This is a genomic window from Blautia luti (assembly GCF_013304735.1).
In the GTDB taxonomy this organism is placed as follows: Bacteria; Bacillota; Clostridia; order Lachnospirales; family Lachnospiraceae; genus Blautia_A.
Genome location: NZ_JAAITI010000012.1, coordinates 42,610 through 62,899, shown reverse-complemented (window position 1 = coordinate 62,899; position 20,290 = coordinate 42,610). Strand labels below are relative to the sequence as shown.

At 44.4% G+C, this 20,290-nt stretch carries 24 protein-coding genes; 3 read left to right on the top strand and 21 right to left on the bottom strand.

Features of this window, described 5'->3' with window-relative positions; genetic code table 11:
- Positions 1 to 54 precede the first annotated feature (54 nt).
- From G5B06_RS08610 to G5B06_RS08600, 3 genes are all read right to left on the bottom strand, one after another.
- On the bottom strand, positions 55 to 774 hold the full coding sequence (locus G5B06_RS08610) for an N-acetylmuramoyl-L-alanine amidase (protein WP_244094461.1): 720 nt from the start codon (positions 772 to 774) through the stop codon (positions 55 to 57).
- A gap of 83 nt (positions 775 to 857) precedes the next feature.
- Positions 858 to 2,507, bottom strand: a complete 1,650-nt coding sequence (locus G5B06_RS08605; protein WP_173762521.1) for a glycosyl hydrolase family 18 protein — start codon at positions 2,505 to 2,507, stop codon at positions 858 to 860.
- 191 nt (positions 2,508 to 2,698) lie between these two features.
- The gene (locus G5B06_RS08600; RefSeq protein ID WP_180215135.1) at positions 2,699 to 2,968 is read right to left on the bottom strand and encodes a hypothetical protein; all 270 of its coding nucleotides are present in this window, start codon (positions 2,966 to 2,968) and stop codon (positions 2,699 to 2,701) included.
- 368 nt (positions 2,969 to 3,336) lie between these two features.
- Between G5B06_RS08600 and G5B06_RS08595 the strand changes: the two genes are divergently transcribed.
- Positions 3,337 to 4,098 (top strand): adaptor protein MecA, encoded by a 762-nt coding sequence (locus tag G5B06_RS08595; protein ID WP_148444816.1) that lies wholly within the window; start codon positions 3,337 to 3,339, stop codon positions 4,096 to 4,098.
- A 100-nt stretch (positions 4,099 to 4,198) separates the two neighbouring features.
- Here G5B06_RS08595 and G5B06_RS08590 read toward each other — a convergent pair whose 3' ends face one another.
- Positions 4,199 to 4,399, bottom strand: a complete 201-nt coding sequence (locus G5B06_RS08590) for a DUF1858 domain-containing protein (protein WP_015527179.1) — start codon at positions 4,397 to 4,399, stop codon at positions 4,199 to 4,201.
- Between the two features lie 250 nt (positions 4,400 to 4,649).
- On the opposite strand from G5B06_RS08590, the gene G5B06_RS08585 reads away from it, so the two are divergent.
- The gene (locus G5B06_RS08585; protein WP_148444817.1) at positions 4,650 to 4,820 is read left to right on the top strand and encodes a DUF362 domain-containing protein; all 171 of its coding nucleotides are present in this window, start codon (positions 4,650 to 4,652) and stop codon (positions 4,818 to 4,820) included.
- A 46-nt stretch (positions 4,821 to 4,866) separates the two neighbouring features.
- Here G5B06_RS08585 and G5B06_RS08580 read toward each other — a convergent pair whose 3' ends face one another.
- The 17 genes from G5B06_RS08580 to G5B06_RS08500 form a co-directional block, all read right to left on the bottom strand.
- Positions 4,867 to 5,445, bottom strand: coding sequence for a MerR family transcriptional regulator (locus G5B06_RS08580; protein ID WP_148444818.1), 579 nt, complete (start codon positions 5,443 to 5,445; stop codon positions 4,867 to 4,869).
- Positions 5,446 to 5,718: 273 nt separating this feature from the next.
- Entirely contained in the window at positions 5,719 to 7,047 is a 1,329-nt protein-coding gene (dnaB, locus tag G5B06_RS08575; RefSeq protein WP_015527183.1) for a replicative DNA helicase, read from the bottom strand.
- A 3-nt stretch (positions 7,048 to 7,050) separates the two neighbouring features.
- Entirely contained in the window at positions 7,051 to 7,497 is a 447-nt protein-coding gene (gene rplI / locus G5B06_RS08570; RefSeq protein WP_021977100.1) for a 50S ribosomal protein L9, read from the bottom strand.
- 2 nt (positions 7,498 to 7,499) lie between these two features.
- Positions 7,500 to 9,548, bottom strand: coding sequence for a DHH family phosphoesterase (locus tag G5B06_RS08565; protein WP_148444819.1), 2,049 nt, complete (start codon positions 9,546 to 9,548; stop codon positions 7,500 to 7,502).
- Positions 9,549 to 9,793: 245 nt separating this feature from the next.
- Positions 9,794 to 10,057, bottom strand: coding sequence for a 30S ribosomal protein S18 (rpsR, locus tag G5B06_RS08560; protein WP_021651398.1), 264 nt, complete (start codon positions 10,055 to 10,057; stop codon positions 9,794 to 9,796).
- A 48-nt stretch (positions 10,058 to 10,105) separates the two neighbouring features.
- On the bottom strand, positions 10,106 to 10,564 hold the full coding sequence (locus G5B06_RS08555; RefSeq protein WP_118169208.1) for a single-stranded DNA-binding protein: 459 nt from the start codon (positions 10,562 to 10,564) through the stop codon (positions 10,106 to 10,108).
- 80 nt (positions 10,565 to 10,644) lie between these two features.
- A complete protein-coding gene (rpsF, locus tag G5B06_RS08550) occupies positions 10,645 to 10,932 on the bottom strand; it encodes a 30S ribosomal protein S6 (RefSeq protein WP_021977097.1) in 288 nt (95 codons plus the stop codon).
- A gap of 115 nt (positions 10,933 to 11,047) precedes the next feature.
- Positions 11,048 to 11,242 carry a DUF951 domain-containing protein gene (locus tag G5B06_RS08545; protein WP_021977096.1) on the bottom strand — a complete coding sequence of 65 codons (195 nt, stop codon included), beginning with the start codon at positions 11,240 to 11,242 and terminating at the stop codon, positions 11,048 to 11,050.
- A gap of 103 nt (positions 11,243 to 11,345) precedes the next feature.
- Entirely contained in the window at positions 11,346 to 12,068 is a 723-nt protein-coding gene (locus tag G5B06_RS08540; protein ID WP_173762522.1) for an NAD-dependent protein deacylase, read from the bottom strand.
- Between the two features lie 41 nt (positions 12,069 to 12,109).
- Positions 12,110 to 12,931 (bottom strand): class B sortase, encoded by an 822-nt coding sequence (srtB, locus tag G5B06_RS08535; protein WP_173762523.1) that lies wholly within the window; start codon positions 12,929 to 12,931, stop codon positions 12,110 to 12,112.
- A gap of 178 nt (positions 12,932 to 13,109) precedes the next feature.
- Positions 13,110 to 13,982 (bottom strand): phosphoribosylaminoimidazolesuccinocarboxamide synthase, encoded by an 873-nt coding sequence (locus G5B06_RS08530; protein ID WP_015527192.1) that lies wholly within the window; start codon positions 13,980 to 13,982, stop codon positions 13,110 to 13,112.
- A 124-nt stretch (positions 13,983 to 14,106) separates the two neighbouring features.
- Positions 14,107 to 15,627: an ATP-binding protein gene (locus G5B06_RS08525; protein ID WP_173762524.1), complete on the bottom strand. Its 1,521-nt coding sequence runs from the start codon at positions 15,625 to 15,627 to the stop codon at positions 14,107 to 14,109.
- Entirely contained in the window at positions 15,624 to 16,910 is a 1,287-nt protein-coding gene (locus G5B06_RS08520) for a VWA-like domain-containing protein (protein WP_278795532.1), read from the bottom strand. The genes G5B06_RS08525 and G5B06_RS08520 overlap by 4 nt, the downstream gene beginning before the upstream one ends.
- A 34-nt stretch (positions 16,911 to 16,944) precedes the next feature.
- Positions 16,945 to 17,376: a hypothetical protein gene (locus G5B06_RS08515; RefSeq protein WP_092068357.1), complete on the bottom strand. Its 432-nt coding sequence runs from the start codon at positions 17,374 to 17,376 to the stop codon at positions 16,945 to 16,947.
- 157 nt (positions 17,377 to 17,533) lie between these two features.
- Positions 17,534 to 18,193: an SdpI family protein gene (locus tag G5B06_RS08510; protein ID WP_330385206.1), complete on the bottom strand. Its 660-nt coding sequence runs from the start codon at positions 18,191 to 18,193 to the stop codon at positions 17,534 to 17,536.
- A complete protein-coding gene (locus tag G5B06_RS08505) occupies positions 18,180 to 18,458 on the bottom strand; it encodes an autorepressor SdpR family transcription factor (RefSeq protein ID WP_015527197.1) in 279 nt (92 codons plus the stop codon). The genes G5B06_RS08510 and G5B06_RS08505 overlap by 14 nt, the downstream gene beginning before the upstream one ends.
- A 216-nt stretch (positions 18,459 to 18,674) precedes the next feature.
- A complete protein-coding gene (locus G5B06_RS08500; RefSeq protein WP_173762526.1) occupies positions 18,675 to 18,905 on the bottom strand; it encodes an HPr family phosphocarrier protein in 231 nt (76 codons plus the stop codon).
- Between the two features lie 156 nt (positions 18,906 to 19,061).
- On the opposite strand from G5B06_RS08500, the gene G5B06_RS08495 reads away from it, so the two are divergent.
- Positions 19,062 to 20,288, top strand: a complete 1,227-nt coding sequence (locus G5B06_RS08495; RefSeq protein WP_173762527.1) for a 6-phosphofructokinase — start codon at positions 19,062 to 19,064, stop codon at positions 20,286 to 20,288.
- Positions 20,289 to 20,290 lie beyond the last annotated feature (2 nt).

Genomic DNA, 20,290 nt, shown 5'->3' with positions numbered 1-20,290 from the left:
TCACGTAAAGTATATCAGAATCGCCTTCTTATGAAAAGACTATTCACATTTTTTTCAATTTTTTTCAGGCACCTCCTGCTTCTCTAAATATGTACCAATTCCATCTGCAACTGCATTTGCAACTTTTTCCTGATATTCTTCACTTTGCAGAAGTGCCGCTTCATCCGGATTGGTAAGGAAACCACATTCTACAATATTAATTACCCCGCTGCTTCTTTTAAGCAGATAATACGTCCGGTTTCCCTTGGCAGCTCTTGGCCGTGCAACAGAAAGCTGATCATTCATCTGCTCCTGAATGGAAAGTGCAAGTTCCTTCCCCTTTTTTGAATCTTCATAATAAAATACCTGCGGACCTTTTACCTGTGGATCGCTGTAACTGTTCTGATGAATGCTTACCGAAAGTACCGGAGAATATTTCTGAATCATTGCAATGCGATTTTGCAGATCCTGTGCCTTCATATTCTTTGTATTCTCTTCATAAAGGCCCCTGTCTTCTTCTCTTGTCATCACTACTGCAAATCCTTTTTTCTCCAGAATCGCTTTTAATTTCATGGAGATTACCAGATTAATGCCCTTTTCTTTCAGATCATTGACACCAACCATCCCGGAGTCCACACCTCCGTGCCCGGCATCAATCAGAATCACCTGGCTGTTTTTTATATTTCCGGATACATCCGCAAGTTTTCCTGCTGTTTCTGCTGCCTCCCTGGACAAAATATAAAAACAGACCAGCATGAGCACTGCCATACCAAGCTCTACATAATGCTTTTTCAACGCAAAGCACCCCCGGCATATTTATTTTAATATATGTTGCCGGGGATGTTTTTATCATTGTGTCGTATAATATTTTTTTCTGTTTATGACAGGTTTTCTGTTATTACACTCCAGATTCCACTGTTTTCAAATCCGAGTTTCCATTCTGCCACACCAGCAAGTTCATATTTGCTGATCAGTTTTACTTTTTCTGCAACAGACTGTGCATCTTCCAGCCAGATCTGGTATGTAGCCCCATCACCTTCGTAGGTTCCATAATTCTGACTTGTAGTCTTGTCCCAGTAAGTCTCTGCTCCATTCTCGCTGATTACCTGCTGTGCCTGATCCATTCCGATCGCCTCACTGGTAAGAGCACCACCATCTGTCGTTTTCCAGAGCCTTGTATAGAATGGAATAGCAAGGATGGTTCTCTTGGCCGGAACTTCTGCAAGGGTATCTTTAACTCCCTGCTCCACCCATGGAAGTGATGCCACGGAACCGGCATCCGAACCAACATAGTGTTCGTCATATCCCATAATAATCACATAGTCCACAACTTTACCCTGTTCGGTTCTGTCATAATGACTTGTGAAATCCTCAGGTACCGGATTGTCCACAGAAAGTACCAGATTGTTCTCATGACACTGAATGGAAAGTTCTCTCAGAAACTGAAGGAAATGAATTCCCACATCTTCACTTAAGGACTCAAAATCAATATTAATACCATCCAGGCCGGATTTCAGTGCATATGTGACCAGATGATTCTCAAGATTCTGTCTGGAACTGGTTTTGGAAAGTACCGTCGTTGTACTCATATTTTCACTGAAGTTATCTACCAATCCCCAGACTTTCAGGCCTTTTTCATGCGCCTGCATAACGTATTCTCCGGACGCAAGGCTTGATACATTTCCGTCATTATCAGAGACAGAAAACCAGGTCGGTGAAATCACATTCACTCCCGTCATATTCTGCACGGCACCTGCAAAATAGCTGTTGGCGTCTGTACTGGTAACCTGATGCCATACCATATTTACCGGTTCATCCATGGTAAGATAAGAATATGCTTCCGCCTTAAAATCTCTCTCATAATTTGTGGTATCCGCACTGCTTACCTTTTTTTTCTGAATATAGCCGATATAACCGTCATCAGTCGCTACCTGATCCCAGTCCTCTCCTTCATCCAGAAGCCTAAGGACCGTATCTTTAGGGATTTTTGTAAGAATTTCCGACTTAATCCCTCCGCGATACCGGATTACTGTATCTTTCTTTACAGTTACTGTCTGTATATTGCTAAATTTATACTGTATCGCCACCCTTGCAGGGTCTTCATATATATAGGAATCAATATCTGTATACTTTTTTACATAATCCAGTTTCAGATAAACTGTGTCATCTTTCAGCCATACATTTCCGTCTGCCTGCTCTGATGCCGCTTCCTCCGTAAGACTAGTTGGTGTTGCATACAGAATCTTCTTATTTTCGCTGTCCCAGTAATATCTCTGATTCAGATACCCACTTACTACATCCAGTGGAAGATATACATCGTTTCCCGAAAACAAAGCTTTCTGCTCCAGTTTCTGTGTTCCAAGTATCAATGCAGCTTCTCCATCTGCATTATGACCATAATATTCCGTCAGATCCATCTGTTTGCTGGTTGGAATCAGCTTGTTAATTCCGTATACAGCCCCTCCGATAAGAGAGACCAGAACAATCAGCAGACATACCACAAAAACCGGCATATGTTTTTTTATCATTATTTTTTTCCTTTCGGTATAGAATGTCACAATTTTTTTTATTATAACATATTTCCTCTGGATTTCGTTACAAAAATCGACATTTAATATTTTTTTACACTTTATTTATAATTTCGGTTCCCCACATGGTATGTATGAGTTCAGGGGAACTTTTTCTTTCCGGGGAACCGCTTTCTCTTTCGTGTCGATCCTTAACATTTTCGGATAAAATCAAAGCTTACACAGGCGATATGCCCTTCTTCATCTTCTGTATAATCCCGCATATAGACTCCATCTTCCGCAATCTGACAGGCTTTTGCGATTTTTTTCGGAGTGCTTGGTTCTCCGTTCAGATAAAGAGAAACACCTTTTTCCCGGTAAATCTCAAGTTCTTTACGGAGTGCCTTTGCAGGATTCTTTTTTACCCGTGATATATTTTCCGTATCCCGACCTCCTTTCCTGGTTTGATTTTCAGAAAACACCAGCAATGGTTCATGAAAAGCTGCACAGATCCCGTTGTAATATATAAAAAATTAAAAGGGGGAAATTTCTTATTCTGTGTTATGGCAGAATCGCCGATGAGTTTTACACAGAAATTTATCTTCAGAAAAAGTATGACTTTAAGTTATCTTTGTTCTCTTACTGCTTTTACAGATCTTGCAGCTTTTCTGTTTTTATTATACCTTTTTTCTTTTCAGATGCAAGCCTTTTGTTCAATTATAAAATTTTTTTTATTTTTATCCCGGAATTTTCTTTTTTCCCATTGATATGCATCTTTACATCTTGTGTATAGCTGTTATATAATACAGTATGTAAAAGATTAAATTTATTGACCATAGGATGTGATTATATGAAAATAGAAAAGATCAACGACAATCAGATCCGCTGCACACTGACGAAGGAAGATCTGGACAGCCATCAGATCCGTATCAGTGAACTTGCTTACGGTACCGAGAAAGCCAAACGGCTCTTCCGTGACATGATGCAGCAGGCTCAGATACAGTTTGGTTTTGAAGCTGATAACATTCCGCTGATGATCGAAGCGATCCCCGTAAGCGCAGAAAGCGTCATCCTCATCATCACCAAGGTGGAAGATCCGGAAGAACTGGATACCCGTTTTTCCAAATTTGCTCCTTTTAAAGGAAATAAACCAGCAGATACTGTTGAGATCGATGGAGCCGATAATATCATTGATATTTTCCAGAAGCTCTGCGAATCCAAACTCAAAAATCTCCCGCAGAAACCGGAAGAAAAGAAATCCGAACCAGCAGCACAGAATCCGGAAAACCCGGACGCTTCACAGGCTTCCGAGAATTCTATACGGCTGATCCGTCTGTATTCCTTCCCAGGACTTGACGATGTCATCGCCGCTTCTCATGGAATGAACGGTTTCTTTACCGGAAACAATACTCTTTACCGTGAAGGGGAAGACGGAGGATATCAGCTGGTTCTTCACCAGTCTGACTGCACACCGGAAGAATTCAACAAAGTATGCAACATTCTTTCTGAGTATGGAGTTGGCCGTGCATTTACTCCTGCCGGGGAAGCCTACCTTCGGGAACATGGCACCCTGATTGCGGAGAATGCACTTCAGAAACTTCTCGAACTTTAAATAAAAAAATAAACCGCTGTCAGAAATACGATCATCCTTGCTTTGATTGATCCATATTTCCAACAGCGGTCTTTTTTTTCAGTAAAACAGCAGATGCTGCTTACTCACCAAGAAAATCATTGATCTGTGCTACGAGAACGTCAGCGTCCAGTCCATGAACCATAGCTGCCTCTTCCAGAGACTCCATCTGAGAAGACGGGCATCCAAGGCAATGCATTCCTGCTCTCATCAGGATTGGTGCAATATTCGGATCTACTGTGAGAAGTTCTCCGATCAGCATGCTCTTTGTAACCTTTGCCATGATTGTATTCTCCTTTACTGATTTATCGAAATGTTTCTGATGTTTCCATTCCGTTCTGTTATTATAATACGAAACCTGGCCGGAATCAACGCTTTCCTCATCCCTTTCCTTATCGTATTACATTGGTTTCCTTATTTTTATTTTGTATATAAATTTGTACTTGTATTCTTTAAACAGATATATTAGAATGGGAATAGAATCCCTGGTAGGGGATACATACAATACACCATTTTAAAGGAGGATATCAATTATGGCATATGTAATTTCTGACGAGTGCGTTAGCTGTGGAACATGCGAGGGTGAGTGCCCGAACGAGGCTATTTCTCAGGGAGATGAGCATTACATGATCGATGCAGACGCTTGCGTTGACTGTGGAACATGCGCTGAGGCCTGTCCAGTTGGTGCTATCTCTGCTGAGTAATGCACCATTAGCTTAACAAGCTACCGTAATGAATGAGGCTGCCGGTTTACCGGCAGCCTTTTCTGTTTCTTTTATTCTTTTTTCCCTCACAGGAAGCTGCCGCTTCTCTTCTTGCCTGCTGCTTCTTTCGGATAGCTTCATCCAGTGAACGGCACCGGTATTCTCCTTCTTTTTTCCTCTGCATTTCCTCATGGATCAGACGTTCCAGAATTTCCTGAAATTCCAGGATCTTTTTATTATCCTCGCCGTTCTCTTTTACTTTTGCCGTTTCCGTCTCCTGTTTCTCCTCAAACATTTCTTCGGCCTCTTCCGGAGCTCTTATCGGAATATCTTCAATCTCAACTGCTTCTCCGTCCAGAATTTCGGTACCGGCTTCCGCAAGATCTGATGTATGCGTATTTCTCGCTTCCTGAGGAATCAGTGTGCGGATTGCTTTCAGCTGAAGGCCTCTATTTTTCAACTCGTTTATTTTAAGAAAAAGCTGGATATCAAACGGTGTATAATAGCGGTGTCCCAGTTCATTGCGCCCGATCCGAAGATCCAGTTCTTCCTCCCAGTACCGCAGAACATAAGATTTCACGCCTGTCATTGTTACAGCCTGTCTCACCGTGTATCTTTTCTCCATCGTGAACGCCCCCTTGTATAGAGATTCACTGTTGCTGTCTACAGTATAACCCATGGGGTCTGGAAATGGCAAGAAGAATCGGTTGACATAATTTTACCGGATGTGACTTATCAGCAGAGATTTACTGACATACGGAACCCCGCCGTGCTACACATCTCGCGTCCAAAGGCCGCTCGATGTGGGGCTTCGCCCTATAGCCTGAAAAACAAAATGCTGTCAGGCTAAATACAAGTGTTCATCCTGACAGCATTTCATTTTTCCGTCTGCACGGCTCTACTTTTTCATATTTACAAACTGGGTGTATCTTGGCAGCCATACCAGTTCTACGGTTCCGATGGGGCCGTTTCTTTGCTTGGCTATGATGATCTCCGCAATGTCTTTCTTCTCGGTATCTTTGTGGTAATAATCATCTCGATAAATGAACATGACCACATCCGCATCCTGCTCAATGGCTCCGGACTCTCGAAGGTCGGAGAGCATCGGCCTGTGATCCGGTCTCTGCTCTACGGCTCGGCTCAGCTGGGATAACGCAATCACCGGCACATCGATCTCTCTTGCCAATGCTTTCAGAGATCTTGAAATATCGGAAATCTCCTGCTGCCTGGAGTCGGATTTTCCGCTTCCGCTCATCAGCTGCAGGTAATCAATCATGATGATTCCAAGATTGTGCTCCAGCTTATATTTCCTGCATTTGGATCGAAGTTCCGCAATGGAAATTCCAGGTGTATCGTCAATGATAAGATTGGAACCGCCGATAATATCCGCGCCTTCCACCAGCTTCGTCCAGTCCTCATCTTTCAGATTTCCGGTACGAAGATTCTGGGAATCCACATGAGATTCCATGGCAAGAAGACGATTTACCAGCTGCTCCTTGGACATCTCCAGACTGAAGATCGCCACGGTCACATCTTTACGAAACGCCATATACTGAGCAATATTCAGTACAAATGCCGTTTTTCCCATGGAAGGTCGCGCCGCAATCAGTACAAGATCGGACGCATGCATACCGGAGGTCTTATAATCCAGATCTACAAATCCGGTTGGAATTCCGGTTACCGAACCTTTCAGCTTGGAAGCCTTCTCAATGTTGCTGACTGCATTTAATACAACCTGCTGGATCGGTACATAATCACTGCCGTTTGTTCTCTGCAGGATGTTGAACAGCTTTTTTTCGGATTCCTCAAGAATGGTCTCCGTGCTGTCTTTTTCCAGATAGCAGGCATTGGCGACTTCTTCCGTAGTCCGGATCAGCCGGCGGAGAACTGCCTTTTCACTGACAATATTGGCATAATATTTTACATTGGCAGAGGTAGGAACTGCAGCAATCAGATCACGGACATATTCCATACTGCTGATGTCCGGCGGGAGTTCTTTCTCCTTGAGACGGTTCTGCAACGTGATCAGATCTACCGGCTGTCCTTCATTACAGAGTTCTACCATGGCATCAAAGATAATACCATACTGTTTCTGATAGAAATCATCACTGGTCAGAATCTCAGAAGCCACAAGAATCGCATCACGGTCCAGAATCATGGAACCGATCACTGACTGCTCTGCCTCAATACTGTGAGGAAGAATCCTCTTGATCAGTGCCTCTTCCATTGATTACGCCTCTTTTACCCAGACCTTGAGACTTCCGGTTACCTTTGGATGGAGACGTACCGGAACGTTGGTAACCCCCAGATTACGGATCGGATTCTCCAGCTGAAGTTTTTTCTTATCAATATCCAGATTCAGCTGTTTCTTGGCTGCCTCTGAGATTTCCTTGGAGGATACAGAACCAAATGTTCTTCCACCCTCGCCCACTTTCAGGGTCAGGATGATCTCTTTTGTGGAAAGCTCCTCTGCAAATGCCTTGGCAGCGTCCAGGTTCTCCTGTGCAACCTTTTCCTCATTTGCCTTACGGAGTTTCAGATCATTGAGGTTCTTGGAGGTAGCCTCAACACCAAGTTTTTTCGGCAGGATCATGTTTCTTGCATATCCGTCACTTACATTTACGATCTGTCCCTTTTTTCCCAGGGATTTTACATCTTCCAGAAGAATTACTTTCATTTCTATTTGTCCCCTTCCTGATATAACTGGTCTATAATTTCTTTCAGCATTCTCTCGGTCTCATCCATGGTGTCCTTCACCTGTGCGCCGGCAATATTCAGATGTCCGCCGCCGCCCATCCGTTCCATCATAACCTGGACATTGACTTCATCAATGGCTCTGGCACTGATGTAAACCTCGTTATTATAGCTGGTAAGAACAAAAGATGCCTTGACTCCGGCAATGTTAAGAAGCTCATTGGCCGCCTGTGCACCTACAACAGTAGGGCTTTCCAGACCTTCACTTGGGCATCTTGCAATGGCAAAATAATCCCGGTAGATCTCAGCAGTACGGACAGCCTCCGCTCTTGCCTTATAGGAATCAATATTGTCACGGAGCATCTTACGTACACGTGTCACATCCGCCCCGCATCTTCGCAGGAATGCCGCAGCCTCAAAGGTACGTACACCTGCCCTTGTTGTAAAGTTGTTGGTATCTATCATAATACCCGCATAAATACAGTCCGCCTCAATGCTGCGAAGCTTCAGTCCATCCGCAAAATACTGCAGGATCTCCGCGATCATTTCGCAGCTTGAAGATGCATATGGCTCCACATAGGAAAGAACTGCATTCTGAATCACCTCACTGCCACGGCGGTGATGATCCAGTACCACGATGGTCTTTGTCATATAGAGAAGATCCTGGCACTCCGTATAACTTGGTTTGTTGGTATCCACCACGATTACTACCGTATTGTTATCTACCAGTTCCTTGGCCTGGTTGCTGTCCACAAACATGGACGGCTCATAATCCGGATTCTCCATAAAGCCACTCATCAGTGGACGGATGGATGTTGTCGGATCGTTAATTACAATATGCACCGGCTTGCCAAGAGTCTTACCTGCGCGATAAATACCAATTCCTGCTCCCAGCGCATCCACATCGGTGATCTTATGGCCCATAACGACCACACGATCCTTGGTGCTCATAAATTCCTTCAGTGCCTGAGCTTTCACACGGGCCTTCACACGGGTGGACTTCTCCATCTGCTGAGCCTTGCCGCCAATGTAGGTGATATTATTGCCATTTTTGATTACTACCTGATCGCCGCCACGTCCCAGTGCCATCTCAATGGCAATTCTGGCATACTCATAATTCTGAATATAAGTGGAAGCATTCAGACCTATTCCAATACTTAAGGTTACTGCCATCTCATTTCCGATGTTAACAGTCTTCACCTCATCCAGAATATGGAATCTCTGTTCCTTCAAAGTTTCCAGCGAACTCTGGCGCATGATCAGAAGATATTTATCTTTCTCAAGCTTTTTCACAAGGCCGTCAAAGTTGGAAAAATACTTCGTGATCTTACGGTCGATCAATGCAATCAGAAGAGATCTCCGCACATCCTCCACGCTCTCAAGAGCTTCCTCATAATTATCCAGATAAGCCAGCGCCACCACAAGCTTATTGTCTTCATTCTTCTGAATGTATTCCTTAAGCTCTGTCTCATCATAAAGATACATGGCAATCAGACTGACATTCTGGGACATATCCTCCAGAATATCTGCATGACTCACCACTTCTCCCATAGTCACCCTCTGCATGGATACCCGGTAGATCCGGTCCCCGAAATGTGTACTCATCTCGGAAATTTCCAGCTCATCGGCCACCGGGAGCTTGTCCGGAGTAATGTCCGGAAAAACTGTGCTGATATTTTTTTTATAGAACTGATCTCTACCCGTGATCTCCGAAAAAATACGGTTGGACCAGATCATTCGGCCTTCCATGTCCATAATGGCATAGGGAAGCGCCAGTTCTTCCAGCATCCTCTTTTCCACCACATCATATTGATTGGCAAATGCGATCATGTCATTGATGATCAGCGGTTTGTGATATCGGAAAAGCTGTACTGCGATAAAAATATAAATAACAGTACCTACAGACACCAGAATTCCGGCCTTCACACTTACAATAAACACCAGCAGATCCAGCAGCACCACCAGAACCGAAAGATACAGTGGCCAGCGCATGAAGTGTTTCATAGGCCCTTTAAATTTGACTTTGTTGTTCATTGCTTTTTCCTGTTCTCAACGTAATAAAAACCACAAGTTATCTATTATTATACCAGATTTCTTATTATAATTCCATAGTTATGATAAAATCTGTTATATCTGACGATCCACCATCATTACTCCTCCTGCAGCCAGCAACAGCTTTTTTTTTATAATTTTTTATTATCACCGAAAACAAAAAACAGGGCCGCTGTCATTCAGATGACTGCTCATCTGTCTGACAACGACCCTGTGGATAATCGGAATTAGTCCTGAACGTATGGCATCAGGGACATATGACGTGCTCTCTTAACAGCAACTGTCAGCGCTCTCTGATGTTTCGCGCAGTTACCTGTAATTCTTCTCGGGAGAATTTTACCTCTCTCGGAAACATACTTTCTTAACTTTGCTACATCCTTGTAATCGATCTCGTTATTCTCTTTACCGCAGAATACACAAACTTTTTTTCTTCTGCGTCCGCCTCTTCTCTTCATCGGAGAATCTGGTCTCTCGCCTCTATTGTAAGCCATGATTGTTTCCTCCTATCTTATTCGTCTCATCTGTCTTGATCAGATGTTCTAGTTGAACGGCAGCTCCTCATCAATTCCATCTGGAATATTCATGAAGCCGTCGGCGCTTGCTGCGCTCGGACTCGGCATAGACGGTGCAGGTGCTGCTTCTGTTCTCGGATGAGATGCTGCATAGCTGTCGCTTGATGCTTTGCTCTCAGCAAACTCCTGATCCTCAACAACAACCTCTGTCGTATAAACCTTCTGTCCCTCACGGTTCGTATAACTTCCTGTCTGGATACGTCCCGTAACTGCAATTTTCAGTCCCTGTCTGAAATACTTTTCCGCAAACTCTGCTGTACGTCCGAAAGAAACACAGTTGATAAAATCTGCACTTGCCTCTCCGTCACGACGGAATCTGCGGTCAACTGCCAGTGTATATCTGGCGATTGCCAGGGCATTTTCTCCTGCGGAATATCTTACCTCAGGATCTCTTGTCAAGCGTCCCATTAATATTACTTTGTTCATCGTTCTACCTCTCTTATGATCTCAGATTTCACTTAACTGAACAGGTTCTTAATGGTGTTTTCGAAAATCCGCTGCAAAAATTATGCCTCTTTCTTGACAACCAGGTATCTTAATACATTGTCCATGATGCGGACATGTCTCTCGATCTCCGCTGGGCACTGAGAATCTGCTTCAAACTGAATAAAATAGTAGAAGCCTTCATGCATTTTCTGAATCTCGTAAGCTAATTTCTTCTTACCCCATTCTTCAACTTCTGTGATCACGCCGTTGTAACGTGTAATATAGCTTTTTGCTTTCTCAACTACAGCGTCACGTGCTTCGTCCTCAAGCTTAGCGCTCACAACTAATGCTAACTCGTACTTGTTCATGCTTGTCTTAACCTCCTTATGGTCTTTTGGCCCTTTGCCTGTCAAAGAGCAAGGATATGAAATATATCACGATTGTTGATTCTAGCATATCTTTCCCGTGATGTAAAGCATAAATTTAATTTTTTTCGAATTTTTTCAAATCTCGTGTATTTTTCTCCACAAGCTTGCGTGCCACCATGATCTGATGTCCGCAGCCCATGCATTTCAGACGAAAATCCGCTCCTACACGAAGGATCTCCCATTCTTTGCTGCCACAGGGGTGCGCCTTCTTCAGTGTGACAATATCTCCTACTTCATAATTTAATCCCATTTGATACTCCTCATTTTTCTTTTTTCCGGATATTTTAGTCAAACGGATAAAAATATCCGCATTCACTACGTAGCCCTGCACCGGATAACTGCTATGCAGTTTATCAGATCCGTATCTGAGAGAACACCTTTCCGATCGGTTCTTTAATAAGAAGATCCGCATATTTGTCTCTCGGTGTCGGCGCCTTGTTGATCACCACCAGATGATTTCCCCTGAAATAATCGATCAGACCTGCTGCCGGATACACAGCCAGGGATGTTCCTCCGATGATCAGAACCTCCGCCTCTGAAATTGCTCTTACAGATTCCTGGATCGTATAGTCATCCAGACCTTCCTCATAGAGAACCACATCCGGTTTGATCATACCACCACAGGTACATTTCGGAACTCCTTCTGACTCCTTCATATACTTAAAATCATAGAATTTCCCACACTTCATACAATGATTGCGGTAAACACTTCCGTGAAGTTCCAGAACTTTTTTGCTTCCTGCCATCTGATGAAGATTGTCAATATTCTGAGTGATCACCGCTTTCAGCTTTCCTGCCTGCTCCATCTCTGCCAGTTTCAGATGTGCCGCATTGGGTTTTGCAGTATCGCAAAGCATCTTATCTCTGTAAAATTTAAAAAATTCTTCAGGTCTGTGCATAAAAAACGTATGGCTTAAGATCGTCTCCGGCGGGTAATCATATTTCTGGTTATACAGCCCGTCCTGGCTTCGAAAATCCGGGATCCCGCTTTCTGTGGAAACTCCCGCTCCACCAAAAAACACGATATTATCACTCTCATCAATGATTTTCTGTAATGTTTCGATTTCATTTCCCATATCGTTCTTCCTCCCGTTTATTTTTGTTGTGCAAAAAAAATCTACTGCGGATCCACTGCGTTCACCCGTTTCCCCTGTACTACAAAACGGGTTGCCTGGTTTCCGGTACAGGTGGACAATGTAACAATTTTGTCCTTCACATCTGCATCTTCTGCACTGGCATCTGTTTGGATCTCGGAATTCTGAAACATCTTTTTCTCATACTCCAGAAATTCGCTGCCAGGCCCTTTAAACAACGTATACGTCTCACTGTTTACAGAAGTGGTATATGCCGCAATAATCTCATATCGGTAATTCTTCTCCGGAGTGAGAATCCAGAAATATTTACTGGTATTGTAAAGCGTCTCATCAGCTCTGTATTTCTTCAGCATTCCAAACATGGAACCATTTTTCATATTATGGCCATACACCAGCGTATTGCAGTCACTGAAATCTCTTTTATTTTCATAATCAATAAAGATGGTTCCTGCAAAATTATAATTTTTCTCATATGTCTGATGCAGATACGTATTGTTATCTTCTCCCTGTACCACCGGATAACTGATCTGCGGCAGTGCTTCCATGTAAATCCAGCCAATTACATCATCATTAATACTCTTAAGCGATGCAAAATCAATGCTTATGGGAGCTGTCGGCTGGTTCTCCGGCTGTCCCAGATCTTCGGTATCATCCGGATCACGCTCTGTTACTGCCATTTCCGAGATACTGTTATACTCATCTGTGCCTTTTTTATATTCTGTATAAATATGATACAGGTTAAAAGCTGCATAGCAGAATACGCAGATTGCCACGATCAGTACAAAAGTGAGAATATAATCTCCTGTTGTTTTTTTCTTCTTCTTTTCCTTGTCTTTCCTGCTCATAATCACTCTCCTTTGATCTGTCAGGATTGCCTGGTTTCTGTATTTATTATAAATACCCCTCTGTTTTCTTGCAACCGTTTTGTTTTTATCATAATTTTATATAGAAAGAAAACCGCCTCGGAATGGGCATCCGAAGCGGCTTGTAAGATATATTCTATTTCAGAGCTGCTGTTATTTTTCAGGCCAGTTCTTTTCCTGTAAGCATTTTGTATGCCTGGAGATATTTCTCAATAGTCTTGTCAACGATCTCCTGCGGAAGTGTCCAGTCGTTGTCCGGATTGGCTTTCAGCCAGTCACGTGCAAACTGTTTGTCAAAGGATGGCTGACCATGTCCTGGTTCATAGCCTTCTGCCGGCCAGAAACGGGAGCTGTCCGGTGTCAGCATCTCATCACCGATGACCATGTTTCCGTCCTCATCAAGACCAAACTCAAATTTTGTATCTGCAATGATGATTCCCTTGCTGAGTGCATACTCTGCACATTTTTTGTAAAGAGCAATGGTGTTGTCACGAAGCTTTTCTGCATACTCGCGTCCTTTTCCCGGGAAGTATTTCTCAAGATGATCGATACTCTGCTCAAAGGAAATATTCTCATCGTGATCACCGATCTCAGCCTTGGTAGATGGTGTGTAGATCGGCTCAGGCAGCTTGTCGGATTCCTTCAGTCCCTCTGGAAGCTTGATGCCGCATACAGTGCCGTTCTCCTTGTAGCTTGCCCAGCCGCTTCCTGTGATGTATCCACGTACGATACACTCGATCGGCAGCATGTTCAGTTTACGGCACATCATGGATTTTCCTTCGAATTTCTCCTGCTGGAAAAACTCCGGCATATCCTTGGTATCTACAGAGATCATGTGGTTCGGAAGAATGTCCTCAGTCATGTCAAACCAGAATTTGGACATCTGGGTCAGTACAGCACCTTTCTTTGTAACTTCGTTATTCAGAATTACGTCAAAGCAGCTGATACGGTCTGTTGCAACCATGATCAGACTGTCTCCATTGTCATAGATCTCACGTACTTTACCTTCTTTGATTGGTTTTAATTCCTGCATGTTCTCACACCTCATCATTCGGTTATTTGATTTTTGTTTTCGACACCGTTACCGTATCACCTCACAAGCCCTCCTGTCAAGATGTCAGGCCCCTTTCAGTCATAAGTATTCGTTAAGGGATCATTCATATTTCTAATAGCGATGCACATTCCTCCTGAAGCTTTTTCTCCTGCTTCCAGTAAAGAAGCTTCTCACTACAGGCAAAATAAGGATCACAGCCATACTCCCGGATAAAGGCCGCCGCATGGCTGTTCCTGGTCAATCCGGTGACAAAAAGCACCGTTTCCTGTCCGTCCCCGAAGCATTCCTTCATAAATGTAAATGCCTGTTCCAGCTCCCCGCTGATCTTTTTCGCACAGGCCTTTCTCTTCTCCGCCATTTCCGTAAACAGCTGCCGGATCCGTTCAAAGCCAGCCTCTGTTTCTGTAATATGCTCCTTTCGGATAGTAAGGCTGAATTCCTCCAGAGTGCGGATCACAAGCTCTTCCGTAGTCTGCTGATCTGCGGTAAGAAGCTCCGCCTCCAGACGGACAGCCAGACTTTTCTTCTTCATATCTGTAAATTCATCCAGCGCTGTCATGTCCTTTTTATCCTGAAGAAAAGCTTTCAGATGCAGAAGTTCCTGATAAACAGCACCTGTCTCACCATCCATCTTCTCATAGGTCAGAAAACCTCCGTTCAGACCGTCAAGCAGAAGCCCTGTCACAAGGAAGCGTTCCTCAAAGGAAGCTTCCTTCGCCATTTTTACCTTTTTCTGCTGTTCCTCCTCCGGCATCTCTCCGGAAAGCAGACGTTCCAGGCCATAGTCCTCTCCGTACTTCCGATACAGCTGATAGCTGGCAAAAAAGCTTCTTGCGATCTCCTCTCTGCATAAATACTCCCCGACCAGATTCTCTGTGATCTCCACGCCCAGCTCCTCATAAGCCTTCAGGATCTCAGACAGGTCTTCCCAGCCTCTTGCTGTCACGAAGAATTTCCCGTCCACTGTATTCTCCACAGAATAAAAATGATCCTTTTTCATGCCGAGATAAGCCAGGATTGATCCGTGGATCTCCTTTTTCCAGGCATACTCCATCCACACCTCAAGATCTGCCTCGATATCCATCCTCCGCACACGGTCCAGTGTTACAATATCAAACTCCCGGACCGATTTATTATATTCCGGAGGATTTCCTGCTGCCGCAATCAGCCATCCTTCCGGCACACTGTGGCTTCCGAAGGTCTTGTTCTGAAGGAACTGCAGCATGGTAGGCGCAAGTGTCTCGGAGACACAGTTGATCTCATCGATAAACAGGATTCCCTCCTTCTTTCCGGTACGTTCCATACAATCATACACAGAAGCAATGATCTCGCTTAAGGTATACTCTGTGATGCTGACCTCTTTTCCGTTGTAGCACCGGGTCACGATCCTTGGCAGTCCTACCGCGCTCTGTCTTGTATGATGGGTAATGGTATAGGCTACCAGACCTACATTACATTCCTCTGCCACCTGCTCCATGATCGCTGTTTTCCCGATTCCGGGAGGCCCCATAAGCAGGATGGGACGCTGCCGGAGTTTGGGAAATGTATAGCGCCCGGCTGCATCCTTCCGGTTGTAAGCCAGTAAGGTATGTTTGATCTCTTCTTTTGCCTCTTTTATGTTCATGTTCTGTAACGCACTCCTTCCTGTTCTGCCACAAGCCGGATCGCCCAGGGCGGAACAAGCTCCATTTTTTCTGTTTTATGTAAAAACACAAAGGCCGTTTCATAATCCGGTTTGCTTCCGGGATATATCCCATCCCCGTCTGTAAAATAGATCAGAGCTTTAAGACTGCGGATTTCTTTTTTCTCCTGCTGCTCCTTCACATACCGGAACACCGGCCGGAAATCCGTTCCTCCCCGGCCCTGTATGGTGATATTTTTGCTGTATTCCTTCCATTCTTCCTCGGAATGGATCACCTTAACATCCTGGATACAGCAATCACACTGGATCAGGTACACCTTCATTTTATGGAAAAAATTCTCTTTTTCACTGAGAATGGAATACGTTTCTCCAAGAAATCTCCGCACAGTCTCTCCATCGCAGGAGCCGGAAGTATCAATGGCGATCACCAGCTCCTCCAGACGGTTCACTTCCTTATATTCCAGCGGCTCGATCAGCGGAAGATTTCCATAATGCTCCATCCCGTAATTATAAAAAATATAATCAAAGCTTTCCGTATCCAGCTCCACCTCTTCCCGCAGCACAGAAAACTGACGGAGAAACTTTTTGTAATCGTACCTTCCGGATCTTACCGTTCCTGCCTCTTCCTTCTGGTCCCCTTTCTGACTTCCCCGCCGTTTCCGGTGATCCTGACGGTTTGCGGCAGTATAGGAAAGAAGCTTGTTCCATTTTTCCTTTGTTCTTTTTCCTTTTTCTCCTGTGCAGGTGTCCCACAGGGTGTGGTCATCAAAATGAAAGGCTTCCTCCAGTTCTTCCAGGTGAAACGGAAAAGCCTGTTCCTTCAGCTTCCGGCATATCTTTTCTGCGGAATCCGACCTGTCTCCCAGAATATGAAAAACCTTTTCACGGATTTTTTTCGCATCGCCGCCTGTCTCCAGAATCGGGATCTTTTCCCTGGAAATGATCTGTTCCACCGCAATATCACAGGCCAGGTTCCATAAGCGTCTGTCCTCCTGATCCTCCCGAAAAAGGTGCAGATACAGACAGTGCAGCAGCATATGCAGATAACCTCTTCGCACTGCCTCCGGCTTTTTTACATAAAGCTTCAGAAGATATTCCGGGGAAAAAAGAAAAAAAGCTCCATCTGTTCCAATAGTTCCGGTCTGCTCTGAGCCCTTCCCGGAAATGCAGGCAAAAGCACCGTCCAGATATGGAAAATAGTAGTACAGTTCGTTCCTTATATTTTCCAGGATATGTATTCCAAGCTCTTCCTGCCTCCGTTCCACCGAATCCGCCTCCATTCCCGATTTCCTGAAAAAATCACAGCTCGAATTTCTTCTCTTTAAATCCATAATTTGCTTTTTTCAAATGGAGAAGTCCCATCAGCGCTGCAGGTCTCCTCCACTCTTCAGCCAGTTTCAGGAACACCTCCAGCTCCTGTTCCCCAAACCATTCGTTCTCATAAAGCTTCTCGATCTTTTCCCAGTCATCTTCCAGAATCAGGCGTTCCACAGCCGGACGGATCCTTTTCTTAAGATATGCTCCATAATGCGCGCGTTCCTCTTCCTCCACACCTTCCTCCAGAAAATATCCCCGCAGGGCAACTGCCAGCCGCAGCGGCTCCTGTTTGGTACTTCCGAATTTCCGGTAAAGATGAATGGCCTCTTCTTTGGCATCCTCGTTCTCCGCCCGCATTTCAAGAGCAGTGGCAGCAACTTCCACATCTTTTTGAAAACGGCTTAATTCTGTCATAATGATCCCTCCTGTCTGCTGTCTGTTTATAGTGTTCGAGGAAATGCTTTTGTATGACATTATCATATCACGTACCGCTTTGTTTGAACATTATTTTTTGATAAAAAAGAAGCCGCCACTGCCTTTTTTCTGACAGTGACGGTCCGAAATTATTTTCTCAGATTCCCTTTTTATAAAGAATAAATGAATAGATCATTGGCACAAGGATGACCAGCAAAATTACCGCAAAAACAATTTCCGTTTTCAGGAGCAGGGAATTCATAAGAAAAAGCAGCCCTGACAGGATCAGTATCCAGCCTGTCATACGGTTGGTACGGTTCCAGTTCTCCTCGCTGTTCAAGGTCCAGGGAAGCTTCATTCCCACTGTATAATTCTGTTTCACCTTATGAACGTAATTTCCGAGGATGATAAACATGATCCCCACCATGATATTCACGATCACACCGATATCAATGTCCATACCCAGAGCAAGACCATAGATCGACATGCAGGTGATCACAGACACCACAGGAACCAGCCACAGGGTCATGGTAAAGATACGCCTGTTGATATTTTTTCTCTTTGGATCATTGGCTGTAAAAAACACGCAAAACAGATGGATCAGCAAAAGCAGAAACGGAATTCCGAAAACGGCCATCGGCTTGCTGCTCCAGCCGTTGGCCAGATTGTGCTGATCAAAATGTGTTGCGATCTTCTCCGGCAGACGGTTCCACAGCAGGATCCCTGCCAGTGACGGCGAGATCGTAAGGATACTCCCGGAGATCAGAGACATTTTATATTCCTTCAGAAATTCTTTTCTTTCTTCACCTTTCATCATTCTTTCCCCCTTTCAGATCACTAAGCCACAGAAGCAGTTCCTCCACAACTGTGGTATTCAGTTCATAATACACGAAATTCTTCACCTTCGTCTCCCACACAAGATCTGCTTTCTTCAGAATTTTCAGATGATAGGATATAGTTGCACCTGTCATGTCAAAATGTCCTCCGATCTCTCCGGCTGACATTTTCCCGTTTTTCAGAAGCTGCAGGATTTCTCTCCGCACAGGATCCGAAAGTGCCTTGAAGGTTTCCGCAAACGCCATCGTGTATATCTTCCCCCTTTCGTATAGTATTTAGAAATATTTCTAAATAGAATATATCATTTCCATTTTTCCCAGTCAATAAGTATTTAGATTTTTTTCTAAATAGTTACATTTGTCATATATAAAAAAATGAGGATATCGATCATCGCCTCTGCGACCTTACGATATCCTCATTCACCATCGATCAACCATTATTTATTTTTTCCCCTCTTAAACCTACCTCATGCAAAAACCAAGACTGGATGTGATCTCCGGCGCAAGCTCCGGCACATGTGCACAAAAGTCCGTCTCTCTGCCAAGGCCAATGGATGCAACTCCAAGAATGGATTTGCCATTTACTGTTCTGCTTCCCCTTTTCAGATCCACTGCAAACGGAAAATGCTCCGTCACATCAAGAAAACGGTTTACTTCATCCATGCTCTCAAACTGTACTTTTTTTACTGTCATCGTTTTTTCACCTCTTTTCTCTATCTATACTACTATTTTACTATGATATAACTATTTGTATAGAGTAATTTTTTTATAAAAAAGGTGATTTTTTTAGATGTTATCTTCTCCTATTTCTGTTACAATATAAAAAAACAACACCCAGGAGGTATCAGAATGTCAAAAAAGAACCTTATCGCAGGACAGTCCGGCGGACCGACCGCAGCGATCAACAGCAGTCTTTACGGTGTGGTATCTGAAGCACTTAAACATACAGAAGAGATCGACCACGTTTATGGCATGGTCAACGGTATTGAGGGATTTTTAAACGGAACAGTCCTTGATTTTCAGGAAGCACTTCCGGGCGAACAGCTTCGCGCTCTTACCTGGACACCTGGCGCCTATCTTGGCTCCTGCCGTTACAAACTTCCGGAATCTCTGGAAGATCCGGTTTATCCGAAGCTGTTCCGGAAATTCGAGGAGATGAACATCGGCTGGTTCTTTTATATCGGAGGAAATGATTCCATGGATACCGTCAGCAAGCTTTCCCGCTATGCCGAAAAGATCGGCAGCGACATCCGTATCCTCGGCGAGCCGAAGACCATTGATAATGACCTTGTAAATACGGACCATACCCCAGGCTTCGGAAGCGCTGCCCGTTACGTGGCTTCCACTGTCCGTGAGATCACCCTGGACGCCTGTGTCTATGAGAAAAAATCTGCCACCATCATCGAGATCATGGGACGTCACGCTGGCTGGCTCACCGGAGCCGCTGCCCTTGCACGGAAATACACCGGAGACAATCCACTTCTCATTTATCTTCCGGAAACGGATTTCGATGTAGAGGAATTTCTCCAGAAAGTTAATGCTGCCTTTGAGAAAAACTGCAACGTTGTCGTCTGTGTATCCGAGGGCATTCATGATAAAGACGGCACTTTCATCTGCGAATACGACAGTGCTGCCGGTACCGACGCTTTCGGCCACAAGATGCTTGCAGGCTGCGGTAAATACCTTGAGAATCTTGTACGCAGCCGCCTTGGTGTCAAAGCCCGCTCTGTAGAACTCAACGTAAGCCAGCGCTGCTCTGCATCCATGCTCTCCGAGACAGACCAGCAGGAGGCAATTCTCGCCGGTGAATTTGGTGTACAGGCTGCCCTGAACGGTGAAACCGGAAAGATGATTGCATTTAAACGTCAGAGTGATTCCCCGTACTCCATGAAATGCACACTGGAGGATGTCAACGCTATCTGCAACGAAGAAAAGACTGTCCCTGTGGAATGGATCACAGAAGACGGCTCCGATGTCACCGAAGACTTTATCCGCTATGCCCGCCCGCTGATCCAGGGAACTGTAAATGTTCCGGTTGGCGAGGACGGACTGCCGGCATTCGTGTATCGGAAATAAGA